The organism is Pelomonas sp. SE-A7 (genome assembly GCF_030345705.1).
Classification (GTDB): Bacteria; Pseudomonadota; Gammaproteobacteria; order Burkholderiales; family Burkholderiaceae_C; genus JAUASW01.
In genome coordinates, this window is sequence record NZ_JAUASW010000002.1 from 188,098 (window position 1) to 212,374 (window position 24,277).

22 protein-coding genes and 1 tRNA gene are annotated in these 24,277 nt (G+C 65.0%); 4 read left to right on the forward strand and 19 right to left on the reverse strand.

What is annotated here, in order from left to right; translation table 11 throughout:
- Nucleotides 1–8: 8 nt before the first annotated feature.
- From QT382_RS14905 to rpsB, 10 genes are all read right to left on the reverse strand, one after another.
- Nucleotides 9–518: an OmpH/Skp family outer membrane protein gene (locus tag QT382_RS14905; protein ID WP_289254892.1), complete on the reverse strand. Its 510-nt coding sequence runs from the start codon at nucleotides 516–518 to the stop codon at nucleotides 9–11.
- On the reverse strand, nucleotides 518–2,863 hold the full coding sequence (bamA, locus tag QT382_RS14910; protein WP_502929893.1) for an outer membrane protein assembly factor BamA: 2,346 nt from the start codon (nucleotides 2,861–2,863) through the stop codon (nucleotides 518–520). The genes QT382_RS14905 and bamA overlap by 1 nt, the downstream gene beginning before the upstream one ends.
- A 21-nt stretch (nucleotides 2,864–2,884) precedes the next feature.
- Nucleotides 2,885–4,258, reverse strand: a complete 1,374-nt coding sequence (gene rseP / locus QT382_RS14915) for an RIP metalloprotease RseP (RefSeq protein ID WP_289254894.1) — start codon at nucleotides 4,256–4,258, stop codon at nucleotides 2,885–2,887.
- Nucleotides 4,255–5,466, reverse strand: a complete 1,212-nt coding sequence (gene ispC, locus QT382_RS14920) for a 1-deoxy-D-xylulose-5-phosphate reductoisomerase (protein ID WP_289254895.1) — start codon at nucleotides 5,464–5,466, stop codon at nucleotides 4,255–4,257. Before ispC ends, rseP begins: the two co-directional genes overlap by 4 nt.
- Nucleotides 5,463–6,299, reverse strand: a complete 837-nt coding sequence (locus QT382_RS14925; RefSeq protein ID WP_289254896.1) for a phosphatidate cytidylyltransferase — start codon at nucleotides 6,297–6,299, stop codon at nucleotides 5,463–5,465. Before QT382_RS14925 ends, ispC begins: the two co-directional genes overlap by 4 nt.
- Before the next feature lie 6 nt (nucleotides 6,300–6,305).
- Nucleotides 6,306–7,037 carry a polyprenyl diphosphate synthase gene (gene uppS, locus QT382_RS14930; protein WP_289254897.1) on the reverse strand — a complete coding sequence of 244 codons (732 nt, stop codon included), beginning with the start codon at nucleotides 7,035–7,037 and terminating at the stop codon, nucleotides 6,306–6,308.
- A 5-nt stretch (nucleotides 7,038–7,042) separates the two neighbouring features.
- Entirely contained in the window at nucleotides 7,043–7,603 is a 561-nt protein-coding gene (gene frr, locus QT382_RS14935; RefSeq protein ID WP_289254898.1) for a ribosome recycling factor, read from the reverse strand.
- A gap of 34 nt (nucleotides 7,604–7,637) precedes the next feature.
- Nucleotides 7,638–8,348 carry a UMP kinase gene (gene pyrH, locus QT382_RS14940; RefSeq protein WP_289254899.1) on the reverse strand — a complete coding sequence of 237 codons (711 nt, stop codon included), beginning with the start codon at nucleotides 8,346–8,348 and terminating at the stop codon, nucleotides 7,638–7,640.
- Nucleotides 8,349–8,469: 121 nt separating this feature from the next.
- Nucleotides 8,470–9,384 carry a translation elongation factor Ts gene (tsf, locus tag QT382_RS14945; protein WP_289254900.1) on the reverse strand — a complete coding sequence of 305 codons (915 nt, stop codon included), beginning with the start codon at nucleotides 9,382–9,384 and terminating at the stop codon, nucleotides 8,470–8,472.
- Between the two features lie 98 nt (nucleotides 9,385–9,482).
- Entirely contained in the window at nucleotides 9,483–10,229 is a 747-nt protein-coding gene (gene rpsB / locus QT382_RS14950) for a 30S ribosomal protein S2 (protein WP_289254901.1), read from the reverse strand.
- A gap of 170 nt (nucleotides 10,230–10,399) precedes the next feature.
- Here rpsB and QT382_RS14955 point away from each other — a divergent pair, with 170 nt between their 5' ends.
- The 3 genes from QT382_RS14955 to QT382_RS14965 are packed head-to-tail and all read left to right on the forward strand — an operon-like array spanning nucleotide 10,400 to nucleotide 14,559.
- Complete coding sequence (locus QT382_RS14955; protein ID WP_289254902.1) at nucleotides 10,400–11,758, forward strand: amidase; 1,359 nt, start codon at nucleotides 10,400–10,402, stop codon at nucleotides 11,756–11,758.
- On the forward strand, nucleotides 11,758–13,065 hold the full coding sequence (locus QT382_RS14960) for an FAD-dependent oxidoreductase (RefSeq protein WP_289254903.1): 1,308 nt from the start codon (nucleotides 11,758–11,760) through the stop codon (nucleotides 13,063–13,065). The genes QT382_RS14955 and QT382_RS14960 overlap by 1 nt, the downstream gene beginning before the upstream one ends.
- A 12-nt stretch (nucleotides 13,066–13,077) precedes the next feature.
- Nucleotides 13,078–14,559 (forward strand): NAD(P)H-hydrate dehydratase, encoded by a 1,482-nt coding sequence (locus QT382_RS14965; RefSeq protein ID WP_289254904.1) that lies wholly within the window; start codon nucleotides 13,078–13,080, stop codon nucleotides 14,557–14,559.
- A gap of 9 nt (nucleotides 14,560–14,568) precedes the next feature.
- Here QT382_RS14965 and rnr read toward each other — a convergent pair whose 3' ends face one another.
- Nucleotides 14,569–16,848: a ribonuclease R gene (rnr, locus tag QT382_RS14970; RefSeq protein ID WP_289255464.1), complete on the reverse strand. Its 2,280-nt coding sequence runs from the start codon at nucleotides 16,846–16,848 to the stop codon at nucleotides 14,569–14,571.
- Between the two features lie 110 nt (nucleotides 16,849–16,958).
- On the opposite strand from rnr, the gene QT382_RS14975 reads away from it, so the two are divergent.
- Nucleotides 16,959–17,043 (forward strand) — tRNA-Leu (locus tag QT382_RS14975).
- A gap of 44 nt (nucleotides 17,044–17,087) precedes the next feature.
- Here QT382_RS14975 and QT382_RS14980 read toward each other — a convergent pair.
- The 8 genes from QT382_RS14980 to hfq all read right to left on the reverse strand — a co-directional run bounded on the left by QT382_RS14980 (nucleotide 17,088) and on the right by hfq (nucleotide 24,250).
- Nucleotides 17,088–17,609, reverse strand: a complete 522-nt coding sequence (locus QT382_RS14980) for a phosphoribosyltransferase (protein WP_289254905.1) — start codon at nucleotides 17,607–17,609, stop codon at nucleotides 17,088–17,090.
- Between the two features lie 58 nt (nucleotides 17,610–17,667).
- Nucleotides 17,668–19,002 carry an adenylosuccinate synthase gene (locus tag QT382_RS14985; RefSeq protein ID WP_289254906.1) on the reverse strand — a complete coding sequence of 445 codons (1,335 nt, stop codon included), beginning with the start codon at nucleotides 19,000–19,002 and terminating at the stop codon, nucleotides 17,668–17,670.
- A 38-nt stretch (nucleotides 19,003–19,040) separates the two neighbouring features.
- Nucleotides 19,041–20,204: an ATP phosphoribosyltransferase regulatory subunit gene (locus tag QT382_RS14990; protein ID WP_289254907.1), complete on the reverse strand. Its 1,164-nt coding sequence runs from the start codon at nucleotides 20,202–20,204 to the stop codon at nucleotides 19,041–19,043.
- A gap of 91 nt (nucleotides 20,205–20,295) precedes the next feature.
- Complete coding sequence (locus QT382_RS14995) at nucleotides 20,296–20,484, reverse strand: DUF2065 domain-containing protein (protein WP_289254908.1); 189 nt, start codon at nucleotides 20,482–20,484, stop codon at nucleotides 20,296–20,298.
- 21 nt (nucleotides 20,485–20,505) lie between these two features.
- Nucleotides 20,506–21,402, reverse strand: a complete 897-nt coding sequence (gene hflC / locus QT382_RS15000) for a protease modulator HflC (protein WP_289254909.1) — start codon at nucleotides 21,400–21,402, stop codon at nucleotides 20,506–20,508.
- Nucleotides 21,403–21,417: 15 nt separating this feature from the next.
- Nucleotides 21,418–22,704: an FtsH protease activity modulator HflK gene (gene hflK / locus QT382_RS15005; protein WP_289254910.1), complete on the reverse strand. Its 1,287-nt coding sequence runs from the start codon at nucleotides 22,702–22,704 to the stop codon at nucleotides 21,418–21,420.
- On the reverse strand, nucleotides 22,701–23,951 hold the full coding sequence (gene hflX, locus QT382_RS15010) for a GTPase HflX (protein ID WP_289254911.1): 1,251 nt from the start codon (nucleotides 23,949–23,951) through the stop codon (nucleotides 22,701–22,703). Before hflX ends, hflK begins: the two co-directional genes overlap by 4 nt.
- A gap of 50 nt (nucleotides 23,952–24,001) precedes the next feature.
- Entirely contained in the window at nucleotides 24,002–24,250 is a 249-nt protein-coding gene (gene hfq / locus QT382_RS15015; RefSeq protein WP_289254912.1) for an RNA chaperone Hfq, read from the reverse strand.
- Nucleotides 24,251–24,277: the final 27 nt, after the last annotated feature.

The following is a 24,277-nucleotide window of genomic DNA, read 5'->3' on the forward strand; positions in this document are numbered from 1 at the left end:
GGCCCTTGTCACTTCTGGGCGTTGAGCACGTCGATCACCTTCTTGGTGATGTCGACGCGCGGGCCGGCCATGATGGCGTCCTGCAGGATCAGGTCGTACTTGTCGGCATCGAACACCTGCTTCACCGCACGGTTGGCGCGGTCCAGGATGTTGGCCATTTCCTCGTTCTGGCGGCGGACGAAGTCTTCCTTCAGCTCGCGCTGCTTGCGCTGCAGGCTCAGGCCCTCTTCGGAGAGATTGCGCTGGCGCTTGATGCGCTCGTTCTCGCTGAGGCTCGGGGCTTCCTTGTCCAGCTTCTCTTCAGCCTGGCGCAGCTTGGTCTCGACGTCCTTGAGATCCTTGTCGCGCTTGCTGAATTCGGCCTGCAAGCGCTGCTCGGCGGCCTTGGCCGCATTGCTTTCACGCGTGAGGCGCTCGGTGTTCACATAGCCGATCTTCAGTTCCTGGGCCTGAGCCGACAGGCTGGTCACGGTGGCGACGGCAGCCACGGCCATCGCAAAAAGCAGCTTGCTCTTCATCAGAATGCAGTCCCGATCTGGAATTGGAATTTCTCGATTCTATCTTTGCCGTACTTGCGCACCGGCACGCCATAGCTGAGGCGCAGCGGGCCCATGGGCGACATCCACGAAAGGCCGATACCGGCCGAGGCGCGAATCATGTCGGGACCATCGATCAGATTGCCATTGCGGCCCTTGCTGTCGCGGTCCCAGCGCAGCTTGGTGTAGTCAGCCCAGACGCCACCGGCGTCCACAAATCCGAAGAGTCGGAAGGTCTTGTCATTGCCACTGCCTGGCACCGGCAGGTAGAGCTCGGCATTCAGGTTGACGCGGCGATTGCCGCCGGAATAGGAACCGGTCACGTCGACCGGACCCAGCGACCCGGCCTCGAACACGCGGATCGAACCGAGGCCGCCGGCATAGAAGTTCTTGAAGATCGGGTATTCGTACTTGCCGAGGCCGGCGCCATAGCCGATTTCACCGTTGATCATCAGGGTGAACTTGGGACCGTAGACCTGGAAGAACTGCTGGTACTGCAGGTTGGCACGCAGATAGCGCAGGTCGCCGCCCGGGCTCAGCTCGAAATTGGCGCGCTGGTACTTGCCGGCCATGGGTGACAGCACGCTGTCACGGTTGTCGCGCTGCCAACCAATCGTCAGCGGGAAGGCGTTGCTCTTCTGGCCATTCTGGTGGCGGTACAGGAAGTAGCTGTTGGGCAGGCCGGCCGAGGTGGTGATCTTGGTCTCTTCGTAGCCGGCGCCGAAGAAGACCGTGTCTTCTTCGGAGAATGGCACGCCGAAGCGCAGGTTGCCGCCGTGCGTGACCAGTTGGTAGAACTCGCCCAGCGTGTTCAGCGGCTTGGTCGTGCGGTAGAACACATCGAAGGCGCGCGAGATGCCGTCCACCGTGTAGTACGGGTCCACCGTGCTGAAGGTCAGCGCGCGGCCGGTCTTGGCCGTGTTGACTTCGACGCCCAGGTAGTTGCCTGAGCCGAACACGTTGTCCTGACGGATCGAGCCGGTCAGCGACATGCCCATCTGGCTGGAGTAGCCGGCGCCGACCATGATGTTGCCGGTCGGACGTTCGGTCACCGTCATCACCACATCGACCTGGTCCTGCGCGCCCGGCACTTCATTGGTCTCGAAGTTGACGTCCTTGAAGTAGCCCAGCCGCTCGACGCGATCGCGCGAGGCCTTGATGCGCTGGCCGTCGTACCAGGCCGATTCGAACTGGCGGAACTCGCGGCGGATGACTTCGTCACGGGTACGCGTATTGCCCGAGACGATCATCTTGCGCACATAGACACGGCGCTGCGGGTCGGCCACGAAAGTCACCGTCACGCGGCCGGTCGTGCGGTCGATCTCCTGGCGGCTGTCGGCCCGCGCGAACGCATAGCCGTAGGTGCCGTACAGGTCGGTGAAGTTGCGCGTCGTGGCATTGACCGCTTCCAGGCGATAGGGCTCGCCAGGCTTGAGCGCGATCAGGCGCTTGAATTCCTCGTCGCGGCCCAGGAACTCGCCTTCCATCTTCACGTCGGTCACGATGAAGGGCTGGCCCTCGCGCACGGTGATGGCGACGTTGATGTGCTGCTTGTCCGGCGAGATCGTCACCTGGGTCGATTCGACGGCGAAGTCCAGGTAGCCGCGGTTCAGGTAGTACGAACGAATCGTCTGCAGGTCCGCATCGAGCTTGGTGCGCGAATAGCGGTCGGTCTTGGTGTACCAGGTCAGCCAGCCGGTCGTCGTCTGCTCCAGCAGGCCCAGCAGCGTGCTCTCGGAGAACACCTTGCTGCCCAGGATGCGGATCTCGCCGATCTTGGCCGGGTCGCCTTCAACCACGGTGAAAGCCACGTTGACGCGGTTGCGCTCAAGCGGCGTGATCGTGGTCGTGACCTGGGCGCCGTAGAGGCTACGGGTCAAGTATTGGCGCTTGAGCTCCTGTTCGGCGCGATCGGCCAAGGCCTTGTCGAAGGCCTTGCCTTCGCCGATGCCCACGTCCTTCAGCGACTTGGACAGCGCCTCGGTGTCGAATTCCTTCAGGCCGATGAAGCTGACGTTGGCGATGATGGGGCGCTCTTCGATCACCACCACGACGGTCGAGCCGTCGATGTTGATCTTGACGTCCTTGAACAGGCCGGTAGCGAACAGGGCGCGCAGCGCGGCGGCACCCTTTTCGTCGTTGTAGGTATCGCCGATCCGGAACGGCAGCGATGCGAACACCGTGCCCGGGTCGGTGCGCTGTGCGCCCTCGACTCGGATGTCCTTGAGGACGAAGGGATCGATGGCCCAGGCCGAACCGGAGTACAGGGCAACGGCAAGCGCCAAGGTCAGGGCTGACGGGCGCAGGCTCGCGCGGTGACTATTCATCAGGGACATGCGAGAGGAAATTCAGTGCAGACCCAGCAGGCGGGTCATATCGTTGGACAGGGCTAGAGCCATCATCAGCAGCAGAACGAAAGCGCCGGCGCGCTGCAGCTGCCTGTGCCACCACTCCGAGACGGGGCGACCGCTCAGACCCTCGAAAAGATAATACATCAGGTGTCCCCCATCGAGCATCGGCAGCGGCAGCAGGTTGAGCACGCCGAGGCTGACGCTGACCAGGGCCAGGAAGGCCAGGAACTGCGTGGGGCCGAGCTGGACGCTCTGGCCGGCCTGCTCGGCAATCGTGAAAGGGCCGCTCAGATTCTTCAGCGAAGCCTCGCCGATCAACATGCGACCCAGCATGCGCAGCGTCAGCGCGGACAGCTCCCAGGTACGGCTGGCACCATTTGCGAGGCCGTCGACGAAGCCCCGCTGGACCAGCACCCGCTCGGCCCGGCCACTCAGCGGTGCGTCGATACGGCCAAACGTCTGCCCGTTCTGCGTGGCGACGGCGGGCACGACCTCGGCCTCCAGTACCTGGCCCCGCCGCTCGATGCGGAACAGCAAGGGTCGGCCCTTGTCGCCGTCCACCGCACCCCGAACAGCTGCAACCATGGCAGCGCCATCGGCCACGGCGCGGCCGTCGATGCTCAGCACCTTGTCGCCTGCCTGAAGCCCGGCACGCGCAGCCGCACCGTCGGGCCCCGGCGCACCGAGTACCACCTCGACATAAGGACGGCTGATGCCGACCTTGTTCAGCACGCTGGCATTGATTTCGCGCGTGGCCAGAGCCTCTGTGTCCAGCACCCGCACGCGGCGGCCATGCCCGGGCTCGCGCGTTGCCAGGTGCAGCTTGCCCCCTTGCGAAAGCGCACCTACCAGGTGCCAGTGCAGATCCGACAGGGTCTGCACCTGCTCCCAGGAATGGCCGTCCAGCGAGGCCTCCTGCACCAGCTCGCCGGCCTGCATGCCCGCGGCCTCGGCCAGGCTGCCTGCCGGCGGCGTGGCCAGCACCGGGCGAAGCTCCTCGACGCCCATCCAGCTGACCCCGGCCAGCAGCACGATGGCCAGCAGAAAGTTGGCGACCGGGCCGGCGGCGACCACGGCGGCGCGCTGCCACAGCGGCTTGTTGTTGAAGGCCTGGTCTCGCAGCGACGGAGCCACCGGGCCTTCGCTCTCGTCCAGCATCCGTACATAGCCACCCAGCGGCAGCAAGGCCACGGTGAACTCGGTGCCGCCTGGCTCTGGCTGGCGGCGCCAGATCACGCGGCCGAAGCCAATAGAGAAGCGCAGCACCTTGATGCCGCAAGCTCGCGCCACACGGAAGTGGCCGTATTCGTGCACGACGATCAGCACGCCCACGGTGAGGGCGAATCCGATGAGCTGGTAGAAGCCGATCACGCGTGCAGCTCTTCTTGCATCAGCTGCAGCGCATGACGGCGCGCCCGCTGGTCCAGATTCAGCAGGCCCTCGACGCTGGCGCATTCGCCGGCCTCCGGCAGGACCTGCTCCAGCGTCTGGCGGTTGAGCTGGTGGATCTGGTCGAAGCGGATGCGGCGGTCCAGGAAGGCGGCCACCGCCTCTTCATTGGCGGCATTGAGCACGGCCGTCGAACCCTCGGCGCCGCGCAGGGCCTGCCAGGACAGGTGCAGGCCCGGGAAGCGGCGCTCGTCCGCCTCCTCGAAGCTGAGGCTGGCGCAGGCCAGCAGGTCCAGGCGCTTGGCGCCCGACTCCACCCGCTCGGGGAAGGACAGCGCGTAGGCAATGGGCACGCGCATGTCCGGCGTGCCCAGTTGGGCCAGCACCGACATGTCGCGGCAGACCACCATCGAATGAATGATGCTCTGCGGATGGATCAGGACCTTGACCTGCTCGGGCTGCAGGTTGAACAGCCAGCGCGCCTCGATCACCTCGAGCGCCTTGTTCATCATCGTGGCCGAATCGACCGAGATCTTGCGGCCCATCACCCAGTTCGGATGGGCGCAGGCCTGCTCGGGCGTGACATCAGCCAGCGTGGATGGATCGCGCTGGCGGAAGGGGCCACCGGACGCCGTCAGCACGATGTGGTCGATGCGCTGGTGCCAGGCCGCGCGTTCTTCGGGCAGGCACTGGAAGATGGCCGAATGCTCGCTGTCCACCGGCAGCAGCGTGGCCCCGCCCTGCTCGACCGCCTGCATGAACAACGCGCCGCCCAGTACGATGGCTTCCTTGTTGGCCAGCATCAGGCGCTTGCCGGTCCGGGCCGCGGCCAGAGCCGGTGCGAGGCCGGCCGCACCAACGATAGCGGCCATCACGGCATCAACGTCCGGATGCGAAGCAATCTCGCAAAGCGCCTGGGCACCTTGCAGCACCTCGGTGCGCGAACCCTGGTCGCGCAGCAGGGAGCGCAGCTGAGCAGCCAGCGCCGCATCTGGCATCACGGCAAAGCGCGGCTTCCACTGCAGACATTGTGCGGCCAGTTCGTCGACCCGGCTCATCGCGCTGAGGGCAAACACCTCGTAGCGCCCCGGATGCCGGCCGATCACGTCCAGCGTGTTGGTGCCGATGGAACCGGTGGAACCCAGCACCGAGACGCGCTGGGGTCGCGCAGACGGGGATTGAATGCTCATAGGCTACTCAGCGCCAATGCCAGCGGGAAGACCGGCAGCAGCGCATCGACTCGGTCCAGCACGCCGCCGTGGCCGGGCAGCAGCTGGCTGCTGTCCTTGGCGCCAACGGCGCGCTTGATCAGCGATTCGAACAGATCGCCAACGACACTCATCGCAGCAAGGAATATCAGGGCCAGCAGGTTCACCAGCCAGCCCTGGCGCTGCAACAGCTGGAACAGGCTGGGCGAATCGATGCTCAGCCTGGGCTCGATCACCCCGGTCCACAGCACGGACAGCAGCAGCACGCCGGCCATGCCGGTCCAGACGCCCTCCCAGCTCTTGCCCGGCGAGATCGCCGGCGCCAGCTTGCGCTTGCCCATGGTGCGGCCGCCGAAATAGGCCGCGACATCGGCCATCCAGACTAGGCAGAAGATGGACAGGATGAAATTGATGCCCTGGGCCTTGGCCTGGGCGATGGCCAGCCAGGCGGCCCACAGGGCCACGGCCCCGAGCACCAGGCGGAGAGCCAAGGCGATCTTGGGCCAGCCGGCAACGCCACTGCGCAGAGCCTGCGCGCCACCCAGCACCCACAGGGCACCGGCAATCCACCAGCACCAGGCTGGCGGCGCAGCAAGACCCAAGGCCAGCAGCGTCCCACCACAAGCGGCTGCGATCAGGCCGCCAAAGGCCAGGGACGGCACCCGGGCCAGGCCGTTGAGCTTGGCCCATTCCCAGCCGCCGGCACCGATCATCACCAGGGTCAGCATCGCGAAAGGCCAGGGCGAGGCTGCGAACAGGGCCGGAAGCAGCACCGCCAGCAGGACGATGGCCGTGATCACGCGGGTGCGCAGCATGGAGCTTCAGACGCCGGCCAGGGCCGGGCTTTCCTTGACGCCACCGAAGCGGCGATCGCGCTCGCGGAAGGCCTCGATGGCGGCGTCGAGTTGAACCGCACCAAACTCCGGCCATAGGCAATCGGAGAACACGAATTCCGTATAGGCGACCTGCCAGAGAAGGAAATTGCTGATGCGCACCTCGCCACCGGTGCGGATGAACAGATCCGGATCCGGCGCGTAGTTCATGGCCATGAACCCGGACAGACGCGCCTCGGTCAGCTCCTGCGGCGACACGCCGGCTTCCATGGCAGCCTTGCAGGCTTGGACGATGTCCCAGCGGCCACCATAGTTGAAGGCCACGGACAGCGTCAGCTTCTTGTTGTCCTTGGTGCGGGTCTCGGCTTCATTCCAGGCATTGCGCAGTTTCTCGGACACGGCCTCGCGGTCGCCGACGATGCGGATGCGAACGCCCATGGCGCCGATGCGCGCCAGGTAGCGGGAAACAGCGGCCAGTACCAGACCCATCAGACCGGAGACCTCGTCGCTGGATCGCTTCCAGTTCTCGCTCGAGAAGGCAAAGACGGTCAGGTACTCGATCTCACGATCAATGCAGGCCTGGATCACGTTGACCAGGGCGTCCACGCCTTGCTTGTGACCGAAGAAGCGCGGCAGGAAGCGCTTCTTGGCCCAGCGGCCATTGCCATCCATGACGATGGCGACATGGCGGGGCACCGCCTTGCTTGTACTCTCGCTCACGGGACTCAGACGGCCAGGATCTCGGCTTCCTTGCCGGCGATCAGCTTGTCGATCTCGGCAATGACGCGGTCGGTCAGCTTCTGCACCTCGTCCAAGCTGCGGCGCTCTTCGTCCTCACCGATTTCCTTGTCCTTGAGCAACTTCTTGGCCTGCTCGTTGGCATCGCGGCGCAGATTGCGGACAGCCACCTTGGCGTCTTCACCGGCATTGCGCACAACCTTGGTCAGGTCGCGGCGGCGTTCTTCGGTCAGCGGCGGCATGGGCACGCGGATCAGGTCACCCTGCGTGGCCGGGTTCAGGCCCAGGTCGGATTCGCGGATCGCCTTCTCGATCTTGGCTCCCATGCCCTTTTCCCAGGGCTGGACGCTGATGGTGCGCGCGTCGAGCAGGCTCACATTGGCCACCTGCGAGATCGGCACCATGGAACCGTAGTAGTCGACGCTGACCTGGTCCAGCAGGCCAGGGTGGGCTCGGCCGGTGCGGATCTTGTGCAATTCGTTCTTCAGGGCTTCGACCGACTTGGCCATCTTGGCCTCGGCGTTCTTCTTGATGTCAGCAGTGCTCATGATTACGACCTTGAACGGGTAACTTGTTCTCTTGTCAGACGTGGACCAAGGTGCCTTCGTCCTCGCCCTGCACGACACGCCGGAGCGCGCCTTGCTTGAAGATCGAGAAAACCTTGATCGGCAGCTTCTGGTCGCGGCACAGCGCGAAGGCCGTGGCGTCCAGCACTTGCAGGTTCTTGGCGATGGCTTCGTCGAAGCTGATACGTGCGTAGCGGGTCGCCTCGGGATCCTTCTTGGGATCGGCGGTGTAGACGCCGTCCACCTTAGTGGCCTTGAGCACGATCTCGGCGCCAATCTCGGCGCCGCGCAGCGCGGCGGCGGTATCGGTGGTGAAGAAGGGGTTGCCGGTGCCGGCGGCGAAGACGACGACCTTGCCTTCTTCCAGGTATTGCAGCGCCTTGGGGCGGACATAAGGCTCAACGACCTGCTCGATCGCGATGGCAGACATCACGCGGGCCGTCAGCCCCTCCTGGCGCATGGTGTCGGCCAGAGCCAGCGAGTTCATCACCGTGGCCAGCATGCCCATGTAGTCGGCCGTAGCGCGGTCCATGCCGACCGAGCCGCCAGCGACACCGCGGAAGATGTTGCCACCGCCGATGACGACCGCCACCTCGACGCCCATCTGCGTGATCTCCCGGACCTCCTGGACCATGCGCACGATGGTGGCGCGATTGATGCCGTAGGCGTCGTCGCCCATCAGGGCTTCGCCGGAGAGTTTGAGCAGGATGCGCTTGTACGCGGGCATTGTGTGACCTCGGGTCTGCGTTGGATGCGTTGGAATGAGGCACTGCGCCACAGCTCCTCAGCAGCGGTGCAGGCACAAGTGTAAAGGGCGCCAGAGGCGCCCTTTGTTTCTGTCGAACGCTTTACGCGTTCTTTGCAGCGGCGGCTGCTTCGGCAGCAGCCTTCTGGGCCGCCACTTCGGCCGCGAAGTCATCCACCTTCTTCTCGATGCCTTCGCCGACCACGTACAAGGTGAAGCTCTTCACCGTGGTGGCCTTTTCCTTCAGCATGGCAGCGACGGTCTGCTTGCCGTCAGCGGCCTTCACGAAGACCTGGTCCAGCAGCGAGACTTCCTTCAGGAACTTCTGCACCGAGCCTTCGACCATCTTGGCGACGATGTCGGCCGGCTTGCCGGATTCGGCAGCCTTCTCGGCGGCGATCTTGCGCTCCTTCTCGACCAGGTCGGCCGGCACTTCGGCCGACGACAGGGCGGCCGGCTTCATGGCGGCGACGTGCATGGCGACATCCTTGGCGGCCACATCATCACCATCGAACTCGACCATCACGCCGATGCGGGTGCCGTGCAGGTAGGAAGCCAGCTTGCTGCCGTTGGCATAGCGCTGGAAGCGGCGGATCGTCATGTTCTCGCCGATCTTGCCGATCAGGCCCTTGCGCACGTCCTCGACCGTCGGGCCGAAACCTTCTTGCGACAGGGCCAGGGCCGACAGAGCCTCGACGCTGGCGGGATTGTGCTCGGCGACCAGGGCGGCGGCGGCATTGACGAAGGCCAGGAAGGCGTCGTTCTTCGAGACGAAGTCGGTCTCGCAGTTCACTTCGACCAGGGCGCCGACGCCATTGGCCACGGCCGTGGCGACCACGCCTTCGGCGGTGATGCGCGAGGCGGCCTTGCCGGCCTTGTTGCCCAGCTTGACGCGCAGGATCTCTTCAGCGCGGGCCAGATCGCCTTCGGCCTCGGTCAAGGCCTTCTTGCACTCCATCATCGGAGCGTCGGTGCGAGCGCGCAGCTCGGCCACCATGCTTGCGGTAATTGCAGCCATCTTCGGTCTCCAGGGTCAGGGCGGCGATGCCGCCCAAACAAAAATCAACTTAGCAAAAAGGGGCTGAAACAGCCCCTTCTGATGGGTGAGCGAGAAGCTTAGGCGCCTTCGCTGACTTCCACGAACTCGTCACCAGCCGGGGCCACGGCGGCAGCCAGCTCGGCGCCGGCGTTGGCACGGCCTTCCAGCACGGCGTCGGCGATGGCCTTGGCGTACAGGGCGACGGCCTTGGCCGAGTCGTCGTTGCCGGGGATGATGTAGTCGATGCCTTCGGGCGAGTGGTTGGTGTCAACCACGCCGATGACCGGAATGCCCAGCTTCTTGGCTTCGGCCACGGCAATCTTGTGATAGCCGACGTCGATCACGAAGATGGCGTCCGGCAGGGCGCTCATGTCCTGGATGCCGCCGATGTTCTTTTCCAGCTTGGCGATGCCGCGCTGGAACATCAGGGCTTCCTTCTTGATGGCGGGCTGGGTGCCGGCCTCGACCTGGGCTTGCATGTCCTTCAGGTTCTTCAGCGAACCCTTGACCGTCTTGAAGTTGGTCATCATGCCGCCGAGCCAACGGTTGTCGACGTAGGGCATGCCGCAGCGAGCGGCTTCAACGGCCACGACGTCACGGGCTTGACGCTTGGTGCCAATCATCAGGATCGTGCCGCGCTTGGCAGCCAGCGAACGCACGAACTTCATCGCTTCCTCAAACTTGGGCAGCGTCTTTTCGAGGTTGATGATGTGGATCTTGTTGCGATGGCCATAGATGAAGGGGGCCATCTTGGGGTTCCAGAAGCGGGTTTGGTGACCGAAATGGACACCGGCTTCCAGCATTTCGCGCATCGTGACGGACATGAGTAACTCCGAAGGTTGGGTCTAAAATCCGGCCCGAATCGACGACGCCCCGATGCTCTTGGAGCGCAGCCGACACCTTAGTTGGACCGGTTTGCGATTTGTTCTGCGTGGCAACACCCTTGCACAGCGCAGCGGGCATTCAGCAAAACCCAGAGAGTATAGCACGAGCAATGCCCGACGACCTGATGGCCGCCCTGCAGCGGCGGCAAGCGGGGACCCTTCAAGCCAGCGGTGCGCTGGCAGCCAGTACCGAGGCGGCACGCAGCTCGGCATGCCGCTTCGCGTTCGTCCGCCAATTCACCGAATCGGCCCAACTGATCGCGCGCCAAGCTGACGAGCAGTCCGCATCCGGCATGCCGTTACCCCCGTTAGCCGGGCTGTCGATCAGCGTCAAGGATCTGTTCGACGTGGCAGGCCACCCCACCACCGCCGCGTCTGCGTCGCTGGAGAGCTCGTCAGCCGCGCAAAGGGATTCCGCGGTTGTCGCCCGGCTTCGTGCGGCTGGCGCATGCCTGATCGGCCACACCAATATGACGGAGTTCGCATTCTCCGGCCTGGGCATCAATGCCCATCACGGCACGCCGCCGAATCCGGTCACTCACGCACTCGACGGGGTTGCGCGAATACCGGGCGGATCCAGTTCGGGCGCTGCCGTCAGCGTGGCGACCGGTGCTGCCTGGGCGGCACTGGGTACGGACACGGGTGGCTCGATCCGCATTCCCGCAGCATTCCAGGGGTTGGTCGGCTTCAAGAACACCGCCGCGCTGACGCCGCGCGAGGGTTGCATCCCGTTGTCCACTTCGCTGGATACGGCCTGCGCGATCACTCGAAGTGTGCGGGATGCGGTGCTGATGCATGAACTGCTGGCAGCCCGACGCGTCACCATCGATCCCCGCCCGCTCCGTGTCAGGCGCCTTGCCGTGGTTACCGAACCATTGCTGCTCGATGGCATGGATGCCACGGTTGCCCGAGCCTTTGATCGCAGCCTTCGCAGACTCCGGCAGCAAGGCGCTCAGATCGACGAAATCGCCCTGCCAAGCCTCGCCGGACTATCGCTCCTTCAGGCGCAAGGAGGTCTGGTGGCCGCCGAAGCGTGGGCCTGGCACCGCAACAGAATGCAAGACCTGACCTCTCTATACGACCCACGCGTGGCAACCAGAATACAACGCGGCGCGACCATCAGCGCTGCCGACTACATCGCGATGCAGCAGGCGCGCGCTGCTTGGATTTGCGCAATGCAAGCCGAACTCGCAGGCTATGACGCCCTGCTCTGCCCGACGGTGCCCATCGTCGCGCCTGAACTGGCTACGCTGGAAGCTAGCTTGGATGCCTACATGGCAACCAACGCCTTGGTCCTGCGCAATCCAGCAGTGGTCAATATGCTCGACGGGTGTGCTATCAGCCTGCCGTGCCACATGAACGGCGAGTTGCCTGTTGGCCTGATGTTGTGGAATGCGGCGGGTCACGACGACCGCCTGCTGTCGATTGCCCTGCAAGCCGAGGCGGCATTGGCCGCGGGAGTGCAGTGATGCGCATTGCCGTGATCGGTGCCGGCATTGCCGGCGTTTGCAGCGCCTTCGAGTTGGCCATGGACGGTCACGAAGTCACCGTGTTCGAACGGCTGGGCGGCGTTGCCGGCGATTCGAGCTTCGCCCATGGCGGCCTGCTCGCCCCCAGCTTCCTGACCGCCTGGAGTGCGATTGGCCGGCGGGCGCTGCTGCAGCCGCGTCGGCGCCACGCCTCGCTGCAACTCAGTGCATCGCGTCTGCTTTCGCCTGCGCTCTGGCGTGCGGTTCGTTTCGACCCGGAGGTGGCGAGGAAGCTGCAGCCGCTGCTCAGCTACAGCCAATCGCGTCAGACTGAACTCCGGCATGCGCTCAAGCTCGACTATGAACGTGAGCAAGGCCTCCTGATGCTGCTGCGCGGCGAGCGGGACCGGGCCGCCGTGCAGGCCGGCATCGACTTGCTCACCGATCTGAAACTGCCTCACAAGCTGCTCGACGCCAGCGAATGCCTTGCCCTGGAGCCTGGCCTCAGCCCTGACACGCCTCTAGTCGGCGGCATCCAGTTGCCTCAGGACGAGATCGGCAACAGCCGCCAATTCGCGCATTTGATCCGGGTCGAAGCGCGCCGCCTCGGCGTGCGCTTCCGCTTCCACACTACGGTGCGCAAGATCGAGCCGGGACCCCAACCACAACTGCTTCATGCGTACACACCGCCAATGGAAGCCATCCAAGTCCAGGCGGCGGACAGCGACTCTGGCGGAGACACGCGCCCCGAGACACTGGAGCCCCGACTGGAGAGCTTCGACGCAATCCTGGTCTGCACAGCGGGCGATTCGAGCGCCCTGCTGCGACCACTGGGTCTGAAGCTGCCGCTACAGACCTGGCAAGGCCATTCGATCACCGCACCGTTACGCCAGCTGGAAGCACACCCCGACCTGGGCCCGCGCAGTGCCTTGGTAGACGCGGCATATCACGTCAGCCTGAGCCGGCTTGGCCAGCGGGTGCGCGTGACCGGCGTCACCGAGATTGGCGGCCATGCCAGCCGCATCAGCGAGCGGGCCATAGGCACCTTGCACAAGGTGTTGCACGACTGGTTCCCTGGCGCAATCCAGCACGGCGCCGTGCAGCGCTGGCGCGGCAGCCGCACGCGCCTGCCTGACGGCTTGCCGCTGCTGGGCGCCAGCGGCTTGCCCGGCCTCTGGCTCAACCTTGCCCATGGTGACAGCGGTTGGTCTTTGGCCAACGGAACGGCCCGCGCGTTGGCGGATCAGATTGCGGGTCGCGCACCGGCGGTCGAAGTTGCCGGCATGGACATTTCCCGACTCGGCTGACAAGCTCGTGCCATGCTGACCCAGGTCCTGCCGGCGCAGCGCTCCCTCCCGCTGCTAAGTGCCGAACAATGTCGAGCCCTGGAGGCCGATCATCACCAACCGCCACTCATGGAGCGTGCCGGGCTCGCCGTCGCCAAGCTGGCATTGGCCTTGGCGCCATATCGCAAGCCCATCCAAGTCGTCTGCGGCCCCGGCAACAACGGTGGCGATGGCCTCGTCGCGGCAAGGCTGCTGCATTTGGCGGGGCACTCCGTCCAGGTCATTCTTCTGGCCGGATCCAAACCTGCGCCACCTGATGCAGCTGCGGCGCTGCTGCGCGCGCAGCAGGCCGGCGTCGCGATCGCCGGCTCCATGACTGGCCTGGGAGGCGCCTCGCTCGTCATCGACGCCCTGCTTGGCCTGGGCCAAGCCCGAGCGCCGACGGGCGAGATCGAACAGGCGATTGCCGGCATCAACGCCGGCAATGCAAAGGTACTAGCTGTCGACCTGCCCAGCGGCCTGTCCAGCGAGACCGGCCAGGTCCACGGCGAGGCCTGGGTGCGCGCCCATCACAGCCTGGCCTTGTTGGCCCTGAAGCCTGGTCTGTTCACAGGGCACGGCCGCGAGGCGAGCGGCCAGATCTGGTTCGATGACCTGGGTGTCCAATCGGTGCACGGTTTTCGCAGCCAGTTGCTGGGGGCCGACACCATGCGCCCTGCGGCCCTGGCCTGGCATGCATCACACAAGGGCAGCCGCGGCGACGTCGTCGTGACAGGCGGAGCGCGGGGCATGCAGGGCGCAGCCCGGTTGGCCGGCCGCGCCGCGCTGGCAAGCGGCGCAGGCCGTGTTTACTTGGACCTTTTGGGCGAGTCCGGCGAAATGGCCGATCTCCAGCAACCGGAATTGATGTGCTGGCCAGCAGCACAGCGCACTGAAGTCGTCAGCTGGCGGGGCCGCGTCCTGGTGACCGGATGCGGCGCAGGGGGAGTCATCGCTTCCATGCTTTCAAGCCAACTCACGGCAGCGGAACGTCTCGTCCTTGACGCCGATGCTCTCAACTGCATCGCCGCTGATCCGAACCTGCAGCAGTTGCTGGCTGCAAGGAACTCGTTGGCGTTAGCCACGCTATTAACGCCACATCCACTAGAAGCTGCCCGCTTGCAGGGGGCGAGTGTCGCTGACGTCCAGGCGGATCGGCTGGCCGCCGCGGAAGCGCTGGCTGAACGCTTCGCTTGTACGGTCGTCCTCAAGGGTTCGGGAACCATTGTCGCCACGGCCGACAGGCGGACGGCCGTCAATGGCAGTGGCAACGCCGCGCTTGCCACGCCAGGCAGCGGCGATGTGCTTGCCGGTTGGTCGGGCGGGCTCTGGGCCCAAGCGGGCATCGACGCCGACGTGCATGAACTGGCTTGCAGCGCCGTCTACTGGCACGGCGCCGCGGCGGATCTGCAGGCCGCAGGGCCGCTGCGCGCCAGCGACTTGATCGAGCGCATGCACAGCCTGCATACGCGCTGATCCAAGCACTCAGCGACGCTTGCGGCCGCGCGCCTCAGCGCTCGCCCTGGCCTTGCCCTTTGCCACCTTGACTGGATGCGCCGGCAATGCATCGACAGTCGAAGCCTTTGCCGGTCGCGCCGGCTTGATCGACTTCGTCTTGCGCCCGGCCTTGACGGCGCGATCGGCCCGCCGCGCCTGCTCCAGCGCCTCGACAGCCGTGGTTGGCGCAACCTTTGCCGCCGCCGAGGCTTTCTCGCGGCTGGTCCGGCTGCTCTTCTCGCGCTGTTCCTCACCTTCGCGCACCAGGCGGAAGTCAATTTTTCGGCCATCAAGATCGACACGGCTGACCTGCACCTGGACCCGCGCACCTGTGGCATAGCGGATGCCAGTACGCTCGCCCCGGAGCTCCTGTCGCACTTCGTCGAAACGGTAATACTCGCCACCGAGCTCGGTGATGTGGATCAACCCTTCGACATAGAGCTGGTCCAGTTGCACGAACAGCCCAAAGCTGGCGACGGCGCTGACCGTACCGCTGAACTCCTCACCAAGGTGCTCGCGCATATAGCGGCATTTGAGCCACGCTTCAACGTCGCGCGAAGCTTCGTCGGCACGACGCTCGTTGGCGCTGCAATGCGCGCCCACGACTTCCCAGCGCTCGTTTTCTGTCGACGCCAAGGCGGGGTTGATTGGCTTGGCGCGGCCGGGTCGCTTGGGCGGCTCCGGCACGTCCATCTTGCCTGCGTCAAGGTGGTAACGCTTGTTGGCCAGCAAGGCCTTGATCACGCGATGGACCAGCAGGTCCGGATAGCGACGAATTGGGCTGGTGAAATGCGTGTAGGCCGGATAGGCCAGGCCGAAATGGCCCGAATTCGCCTGCGTGTAGATCGCCTGCTGCATGGAGCGCAGCAGCATCGAATGGATCTGTGTGGCGTCCGGCCTGTCCTTGGTTGCCGCGGCAACCGCCTGGAACTCGCCCGGTGTCGGCTCGTCGCTGATGCCAAGGCCAATACCCAACGAACGCAAATAGGCTTGAAGTGCGGTTCGCTTCTCCGGAGTCGGCCCCTCGTGGACCCGGAACAGCGAGGCATGCTTGCCACCCGCAATGAAATCGGCGGCACAGACGTTCGCGGCCAGCATCGCCTCTTCGATCAGGCGGTGCGCCTCATTGCGCGTGCGCGGCACGATCTTCTCGATGCGGCCGTTCTCATCGCAGACGATCTGGGTTTCGGTCGTCTCGAAGTCGACTGCGCCGCGCCTGCCACGCTCAGACAGGAGGGCGCGATAGACCTCGTGCAGGTGGAGCAGGTGAGGCACCAGCTCGCGCCTGCGCGCGGCCTCGGGGCCGTGCGTATTGCCCAGCACGGCAGCTACTTCGGTATAGGTCAGGCGGGCATGCGAGTTGATCACCGCCGGATAGAACTGGTAGGCGTGGGTCTGGCCTTCGGTCGTCACGAGCATGTCGCAGACCATGGCGAGGCGGTCTTCATGCGGATTGAGGGAGCAAAGCCCGTTGGAGAGCTTCTCCGGCAGCATGGGGATCACGCGCCGCGGGAAGTAGACCGAGGTCGCACGCTCGTAGGCATCCTCGTCCAGTGATTCGCCCGGCTTCACGTAGTGGCTGACGTCGGCAATGGCGACGATCAGGCGCCATCCGTTGAAAGCCGTCTTGCCCCGGCCTTGCTTGTGCGGCTCGCAGTAGACGGCGTCGTCAAAATCGCGCGCATCTTCGCCGTCAATGGTCACCAGCGCCACATCACGCAGGTCCACGCGGTGCTTGAGGTCGGTATTGCGCAGCCGCTCCGGCAACTTGGCCGCCTGGGCCTGAGTGGCCGAACTGAACGCGTGGGGCACGTCGTACTTGCGCACCGCAATCTCGATCTCCATGCCGGGGTCGTCGATCTCGCCCAACACTTCGGTCACGCGCCCCACCGGTTGCGAGTACAGCGACGGCGGCTCTGTCAGCTCGACCGAGACGATCTGGCCTGCGGCCGCGTTGGCAATGGCGTTCTTGGGGATCAGGATGTCCTGACCGAAGCGCTTGTCCTCCGGCGCCACCAGCCAGACACCTGACTCGAGCAGCAGGCGGCCAATGATTGGCTTCTTTTTGCGGTCCAGAATCTCCAGCACCTTGCCCTCGGGCCTGCCACGCTTGTCGTAACGCACGATGCGCACCCGCAGACGGTCGCCATGCATGACAGCATGCATCTCCTGGGCCGCCAGATAGACATCAGGCTGGCCATCGTCGGGAATCAGGAAGCCATGGCCATCCCGGTGACCTTGGACCCGCCCCTCGACCTCGCTGAGCAGGGCCCCGCCACCGGTCGGGCCGGGGCCGCTTGCGTTCTTAAAATTTTTGATGATAGAATCCTAGTCTTGCCTGAATTTTGGAGAGCTCCGATGAGCTTTCCGAAAAACTAGCCCAGGTGGCGGAATTGGTAGACGCACTAGTTTCAGGTACTAGCGGGTAACTCCGTGGAGGTTCGAGTCCTCTCCTGGGCACCAGAACAATAAGAAAAGGCCGGCTTTCAAAGCCGGCCTTTTTCATTTCAGACGCTGAACTTCTTGGCCAGCTGATCGGGGCCCATGCCGTCGTATTCCTCGAACGGCTGATGGATCCAGGGGCTGGTCTCCAGCATCTCCACATAGTAGTCCGGCGTGTAGGTCGAGACCGACTTGGTCCAGATTACGGCCGAGCGCAGTTCCGAGATTGCCGGCATGCCGCGCAGACGCTCCACCACAGCCCTCAGCGTGACGCCGGAGTCAGCCAGATCATCGACCAGCAACACGCGCCCTGCCAGCTCGCCCTTGGGCATGGTGATGTACTTGGCGATGTCCAAACGACCCTGGATGGTGCCAGCCTCGGCGCGATAGGAGCTGGTGGACATGATGCCCAGCGGCTTGTCGAAAACGCGCGAGAGCACATCACCCGGGCGCATGCCGCCGCGAGCCAGGCACAGGATCTGGTCGAATTGCCAGCCAGACGCGTGGACCTTGAGAGCCAGGCGTTCGGTCAGCAGGTGGTATTCATCCCAGGACACATACAAATGCTTGCCGTCGTCGGTCAACATGGGGAACTTCTCCTGATTCGGTGATTGTTAGTGTCGGGGCTGCCGGACCGATTCGGCCTCAGGCCTTGTACGGGTGTTGCAGCAGGATGGTGTGATCGCGGTCCGGACCGGTCGAGACCATGGCGATAGGCGCACCGATCACCTCGCTGACACGCTCCAGGTAGCGGCGCGCATTCAGTGGCAGCGCATCCCAGGCGGTCACGCCAAAGGTCGTCTCGGTCCAACCCGGGAAAGTCTCGTAGATCGGCTTGCAAGCCGCGATCTCGTCGCCGTCCAGCGGCAGGATGTCGATAGTCTGGCCATTCAGCTCATAGCCCACACACATCTGGATCTCGGACAGGCCGTCCAGCACATCCAGCTTGGTCATGCATAGACCGGTGATGCCGTTAATGATGATGGATCGCTTCAGCGCTGCGGCATCCAGCCAGCCGCAGCGACGTGCGCGACCGGTGACCGTACCCTTCTCCTGACCGACGGTCGACAGGTGGTAGCCCACGGTGCCTTCCTTCTCCCAGTCCAGTTCGGTCGGAAACGGGCCGGACCCGACACGCGTCGTGTAGGCCTTCGTGATGCCCAGCATGTAGTGCAGCATCTGCGGGCCGACACCGGCACCGGCAGCAGCGTTACCTGCCACGCAATTGCTCGAGGTCACGTAGGGATAGGTGCCGTGGTCGATGTCCAGCAGGGTACCCTGGGCGCCCTCGAATAGGATGTTCGCGCCGGCCTTGTGGGCATTGTGGATCCGGTAGCCCACGTCGGCCATCATGGGCTTCAGCAGCTCGGCCATCTTCATGGCTTGGTCGAAGATGGGCTGGAACTCCAGCGCACCGGCCTTCAGATAGCCGGTCAGCGCGAAGTTGTGCAGCTCCAGCAGTTCACGAAGCTTCTTGGCGAAGCGGTCCGGATGCTTCAGGTCTTGCACGCGCAGAGCGCGACGGGCGACCTTGTCCTCGTAGGCCGGGCCAATACCCTTGCCTGTCGTGCCGATCTTGCCGCTGCCGCTACTCTCGCGCAGGGCCTCGCGGGCCTTGTCCACTTCCACATGGAAGGGCAGGATCAGCGGACAGGATTCGCTGATGAACAGGCGCGAGCGTACTTCGATGCCAGCCTTCTCGAGGCGCTCGATCTCGCCCAGCAGATGGGTCGGATCGACCACCACGCCGTTGCCGATGTAGCAGGCCACACCGTCGCGCATGATGCCCGAGGGGATCAGCTGCAGCGCCGTCTTGACGCCCTTGATCACCAGCGTATGGCCGGCGTTGTGGCCACCCTGGAAGCGGACGACGCCTTCGGCATGGTCGGTCAACCAGTCGACCACCTTGCCCTTGCCCTCGTCACCCCATTGGGTGCCGACCACGACCACATTGCGACCACGCGCGATTTCGCTTTGCATGACTTTCAGTTCCTACTTCGTTGCTGACGACGCCGGGCTCAGAGTGCCCGCACCGCCCAATGGGAGTCGACCGCGACCAGCTCGCGGTCGCAGTCGAATTCGTCGCCTTCGTGTTCGTGCCCAGGCAGCACGCACACCACGGTCTCACCTTGCTCGCGCAGCCGTCGAATGGCTGCGCGCAGCGCCTCATCCTCGCCCCAGGGCGCACGGATGGCCGCGCGCAGGGCACTCACCGGACCCAGGCTCACCAGCGCCTTGAGGTCGGTGCTGAAGCCGACGGCCGGACGGCGCCGGCCGAACACTGCCCCGACCTCGTCATAGCGGCCGCCGCGCAGCACAGCATCACTGCAGCCTTCTGCGTAGAGAGCGAAGCGAGCGCCGGTGTAGTACTCGTTGCCGCTGGCATCCGCCAGGTCAAAGCCCAGCAGCAGATCGGGATGAGTCTTGGCCAAGTGCTTGGCTAGCCAAGCCAGGTCGGCCAGGGCCGCCGCAATCAGCGGATGAGCAGGCAGCTGCTTGCGTGCCTGCTCAAGCACTTCGAGGCCGCCGTAGAGCCCTGGCAAGACCTGCAGGCCGCGGGCCACGGATTCCGGCAAGCCCGCACACAGCCGAGCCAACTCGGCCTGATCCTTGGCCGCCAGAGCTGCTCCCAGTTGCTCCAGCAAGTCCGCCGAAACCTCGGCATCGGCCAGCACACCCTTGAGGATGCGCGCATCACCCAGGTCCAGCGCGATGCCGACCAGGCCGGCACGGCGTAGCGAGTCGATGGCGAGTTCCTGGACCTCGAGGTCGGCTTCGAGTCCGGCATGGCCGTAGATCTCGACACCGAATTGCAGCGGCTCGCGCGTGGCGTGCAGGCCGGCGGGCCGCGTATGGACCACAGGACCGCAATAGCAGAGACGGGTAACGCCGGCCCGGTTCAGCAAGTGGGCGTCGATGCGCGCGACCTGGGGCGTCGTGTCAGCGCGCAGGCCAAGACTGCGGCCGGACAGCTGGTCGACCAGCTTGAAGGTCTTGAGGTTCAGCGAGCTGCCGGCGCCCGACAGCAACGAGTCCAGATGCTCGACCAGCGGGGGCATGACCAGTTCGCAGCCGTAGCCGCGGGCCATGTCCAGCAGCTCACGCCGCAACTCTTCGATGCGGCGCGCCTGGGAAGGCAGGACGTCAGCAATATGCTCGGGCAACAGCCAAGCAGAGCTCATGGACTTCGAGGGGGGTTAAAAGCGCATTGTACCGGCCCACGCAGACCTGCCGAGCGCGCTGTCGCGCCGCCGGCTGCGCAATTTGGGGCGCTCAGGACCAGTTCAACAGCAGGAGCAGCAGGCCCAGCAGCATGCTGGACAGACCGACGAAGCGGATCTGCCCATCGCTCATGGCGAGCACCTTGGAAAACACCTGGCGCCACAGGGCCGGGCTGACGAAGGGCAGCAGCCCTTCGATCACCAGCACCAAGGCCAGGGCGCCCAGCAACAGGTCCGACATCGACCGGATGCGTCCGAATGCTTACTTGCGGGGCGCTGCGGGTGCAGCACCGCTGCCGCTGCCACGCATGGCCTTGAAGAAGTCACTGCCCGGATCAACCACCATCACGTCCGACTTACTGCGGAAGCTGGAACGGTAGGCCTCGAGGCTGCGGTAGAACTGGGCAAAGTTGGGATCACGTCCGAACGACTCGGCGTAGATGGCCGACGCCTTGGCGTCGCCCTCACCCTTGAGCTTCTGCGCATCGCGATAAGCCTCAGCCACCAGCACCTCGTACTGGCGGTCAGCATCGGCCTTGATCTTCTCGCCCTCGGCGTTGCCGGTATAGCGCAGTTCGTTGGCCACGCGCAGGCGCTCAGCCTTCATGCGGCCGTAGACCGAATCGGTGATGCTGGCCGAGAAATCGACACGCTTGACCCGCACGTCGACGATCTCGATGCCGAACTGCTTGGCCTCGTCCTGCAGGCGCTGGCGCACGTCGGTCATGACCTTCTCGCGCTCGGTAGCCAGCATGGCTCGCACGGTGCGCTTGGTCACTTCCTCGTTCAGCGCGGCCTGGACGATGGGACTCAGCCGGTTCTCGATGTTGCGCAGGTCGCTGCCGTTGTTGCGGATGAACTGGCGCGGCTCAGACACCCGCCACTTGACCAGCCAGTCGATCACCAAGCTTTTCTTCTCGGCGGTGAAGATGGGGCGCGAATCGGGGCTGTCCAGCGTCTGGATGCGGCGATCCAGGAACACCACGTTCTGGAACGGCGGTGGCGCCTTCAGCTTGAGGCCGGGCTCGGTGATGATTTCCTTGATCTCGCCCAGCGCATAGACGACGGCGAACTGGCGCTGATCGACGATGAACAGGGTGGAGCTGGCCAGCATGAAGGCGGCCAGGGCGACGGCGATGATGGTGACGATGCGGTTCATGTCCTGGGTCCTCGCTCAGCGGCCATCGCGGTCACGGCTGCGCAGTCCGTCGCGCGAGCGCACGTCGCTGCTCAGGGGCACGCTCACGGGATCGGGCTGCACCGCCGCCGGCGTCGGCGGCGAAGCGGTCACTGTGCTGCCCTGCTGCAGCAGCTTGTCCAGCGGCAGGTACAGCAGATTGGAGCCATTGCGGCTGTCCACCATCACCTTGCTGACGTTCGCGTAGACATCGCGCATGGTGTCGATATAGAGGCGGTCGCGGGTCACGGCGGGCGCCTTCTGGTACTCGGCCAGCACGCTCTTGAAACGCTGGGCATCGCCCTCGGCCATGGAAATCACCCGCGACTTGTAGGCCTCGGCCTCCTGACGCAGGCGGGCAGCGCGCCCCTGGGCCTGGGGGATCACCTGGTTTGCATGTGCCTCGGCCTCGTTCTTGATGCGTTCGCGGTCGGCCGTGGCCTTCAGCGCATCGTCGAAAGCGGCCTGCACCTGCTCCGGCGCCTGCACCTGCTGGACGTTGACGTTCTTGATCAGGATGCCGGCCTTGAGCCGGTCGAGCTGGGCCTGGACCGACTTGGCCAGCTCGGCGGCAATGGCGTCGCGCTGCTCGTACAGCACCGAGTCCATATTGCTCTTGCCGACGATCTCACGCACTGCGGACTCGGCCGCCTGGACCACGGCCGCCTCTGGGCCGCTGTTCTCGAACATGAAATCGCGTGCGTCCTTCAGCAGGTACTGCACCGAGAAGCGGATGTCGACGATGTTCTCGTCCTGCGTCAGCATCGACGAGTCGCGCAGCCCGGTGGCGGCGACCACGCCGCTACGGCCTATCTCGACCGATCGCAGCTGGGTCACGGCCACCGTCTCGTGGCCTTGGAACGGGTAAGGCAGGCGCCACTGGAAGCCGGCGCCAACGGTCTTGCTGTACTTGCCGAACGAGGTGACGACGGCCTGCTGGCCTTCCTGGACGATGAAGAAGCCGCTGCCCATCCAGGCCAGCGCCACCACGCCGACGATCAGGCCGGCGCCAATGCCGGCGCTCTTCATGTCGGGCTGGAAGTTGTTGCCACCGCCGTTGCTGCCGCCATTGCCTTCGTTGCCCGGCCGCTTGCCGCCCCCGAACATGCCGGAGAGCTTGCGGTTGAAATCGCGCCAGAGCTCGTCCAGGTCGGGCGGGCCGTCGTTGCGGCCATTGTTTAACAGTCGGCCTGCCTGCCAGCGCAGGGTCTCGCCCAGACGCGCGAAGAGGCCCTGCGGAGCGGCGGAGGCCGGGCGGGACGCTTTCGGCTCGAAGGTGTTCATGCTCTTGCCTGTGGTTCGGTGATTGGCGCTGCCTGGACAGCCGCCTCCAGCGGCGTGCCGGCCCAGTCAGCTGGGGTCAGGTCTTGTGGATTCAAGCCGGCATTCTGCGCCCGCATCGCCTCGACAATGCTTGCACGCAGCACATCGAGACCGGTGCCGTCCAGCGCGCTGACGAAGACGCGCGGCGTACGGACGCCGCCTTCTCGCTCCACCCAGTCGCTGGCCGAACGCGGCCGTTGATTCTCTTCCAGCATGTCCTGCTTGTTGTAGACCAGGATCTGCGGAATGTCGCCAGCGCCGATTTCGGCCAGCACCCGCTCGACTTCCTCGCGCTGCTCGTCCAGCACCGGGCTGGCGGCATCGATGACGTGCAGCAGCAGGTCGGCATCGGCCGCTTCCTGCAAGGTGGCTTGGAAAGCCTCGACCAGCTTGTGCGGCAGGTCGCGGATGAAGCCCACGGTGTCGGACAGCGAAACGCTGGTGCCGGCATCCTCGAGATAGAGCGAGCGCGTGGTCGTGTCCAGCGTGGCAAACAGCTGGTCGGCCGCATAGGTACGTGCCTTGACCACGGCGTTGAACAACGTGCTCTTGCCGGCATTGGTATAGCCGACCAGCGAGACGCGGAACACGCCATTGCGCTGGCGGGCGCGCCGCTGAGTGCCGCGCTGGCGCTGGACCTTCTTGAGCCGCTCCTTGGTGACCTTGATGCGGTCGTCGATCATCCGGCGGTCCAGCTCGATCTGGGCCTCACCTGGGCCGCCGCGCATGCCGATTCCGCCGCTCTGGCGTTCCAGGTGGCTCCAGCGACGGACCAGGCGGGTCGCCAGGTATTGCAGCCGGGCCAGTTCGACCTGCAGCTTGCCCTCGTGACTCTGGGCTCGAGCAGCAAAGATCTCGAGGATCAGCGCCGTACGGTCGGCCACCGGGACACCCAGCAGGCGCTCCAGGTTGCGCTGCTGGGCCGGCGAGATCGCCTGGTCGAACAGCACGGTATGGGCCTGGTGAGCCTGCACAAGCAGCTTGATCTCGTCGGCCTTGCCCGAGCCCACGAACAGGGCGGCGTCCGGCGCCTTGCGGCGGGCCACGACCCGGGCCACGGGCCTGTCGCCGGCCGACTCGGCCAGCAGGGCCAGCTCGTCAAGGGTTTCGTCAAAGGGCGCGCCGCGGCCGAAATCGACGCCCACGAGAATGGCGCGCGCCGCCTCGGTGGGCGGCGTCGCGGCGGATTGGGAAGCGGAAGAACTCAAGGTCTTGGGGGGCGGGCCGGTTCAGCAGCCCGCGATCGGGTTCCGGCCGGTCAGGCGGAAGCGTCGACCTGGCCGTCGTTGGCGTGGAAATTGACAGCACGGCCCGGCACCACGGTGGAAATCGCGTGCTTGTAGACCATCTGGGTCACGGTATTACGCAGCAGGACCACGTATTGATCGAAAGATTCGATATGTCCTTGCAGCTTGATCCCGTTGACCAGGTAAATGGAAACGGGCACATGCTCCTTGCGCAGCAGGTTCAGGAACGGGTCTTGCAGGAGTTGGCCTTTGTTGCTCACGATATGCTCCGTGATGTGGGGAGTGGG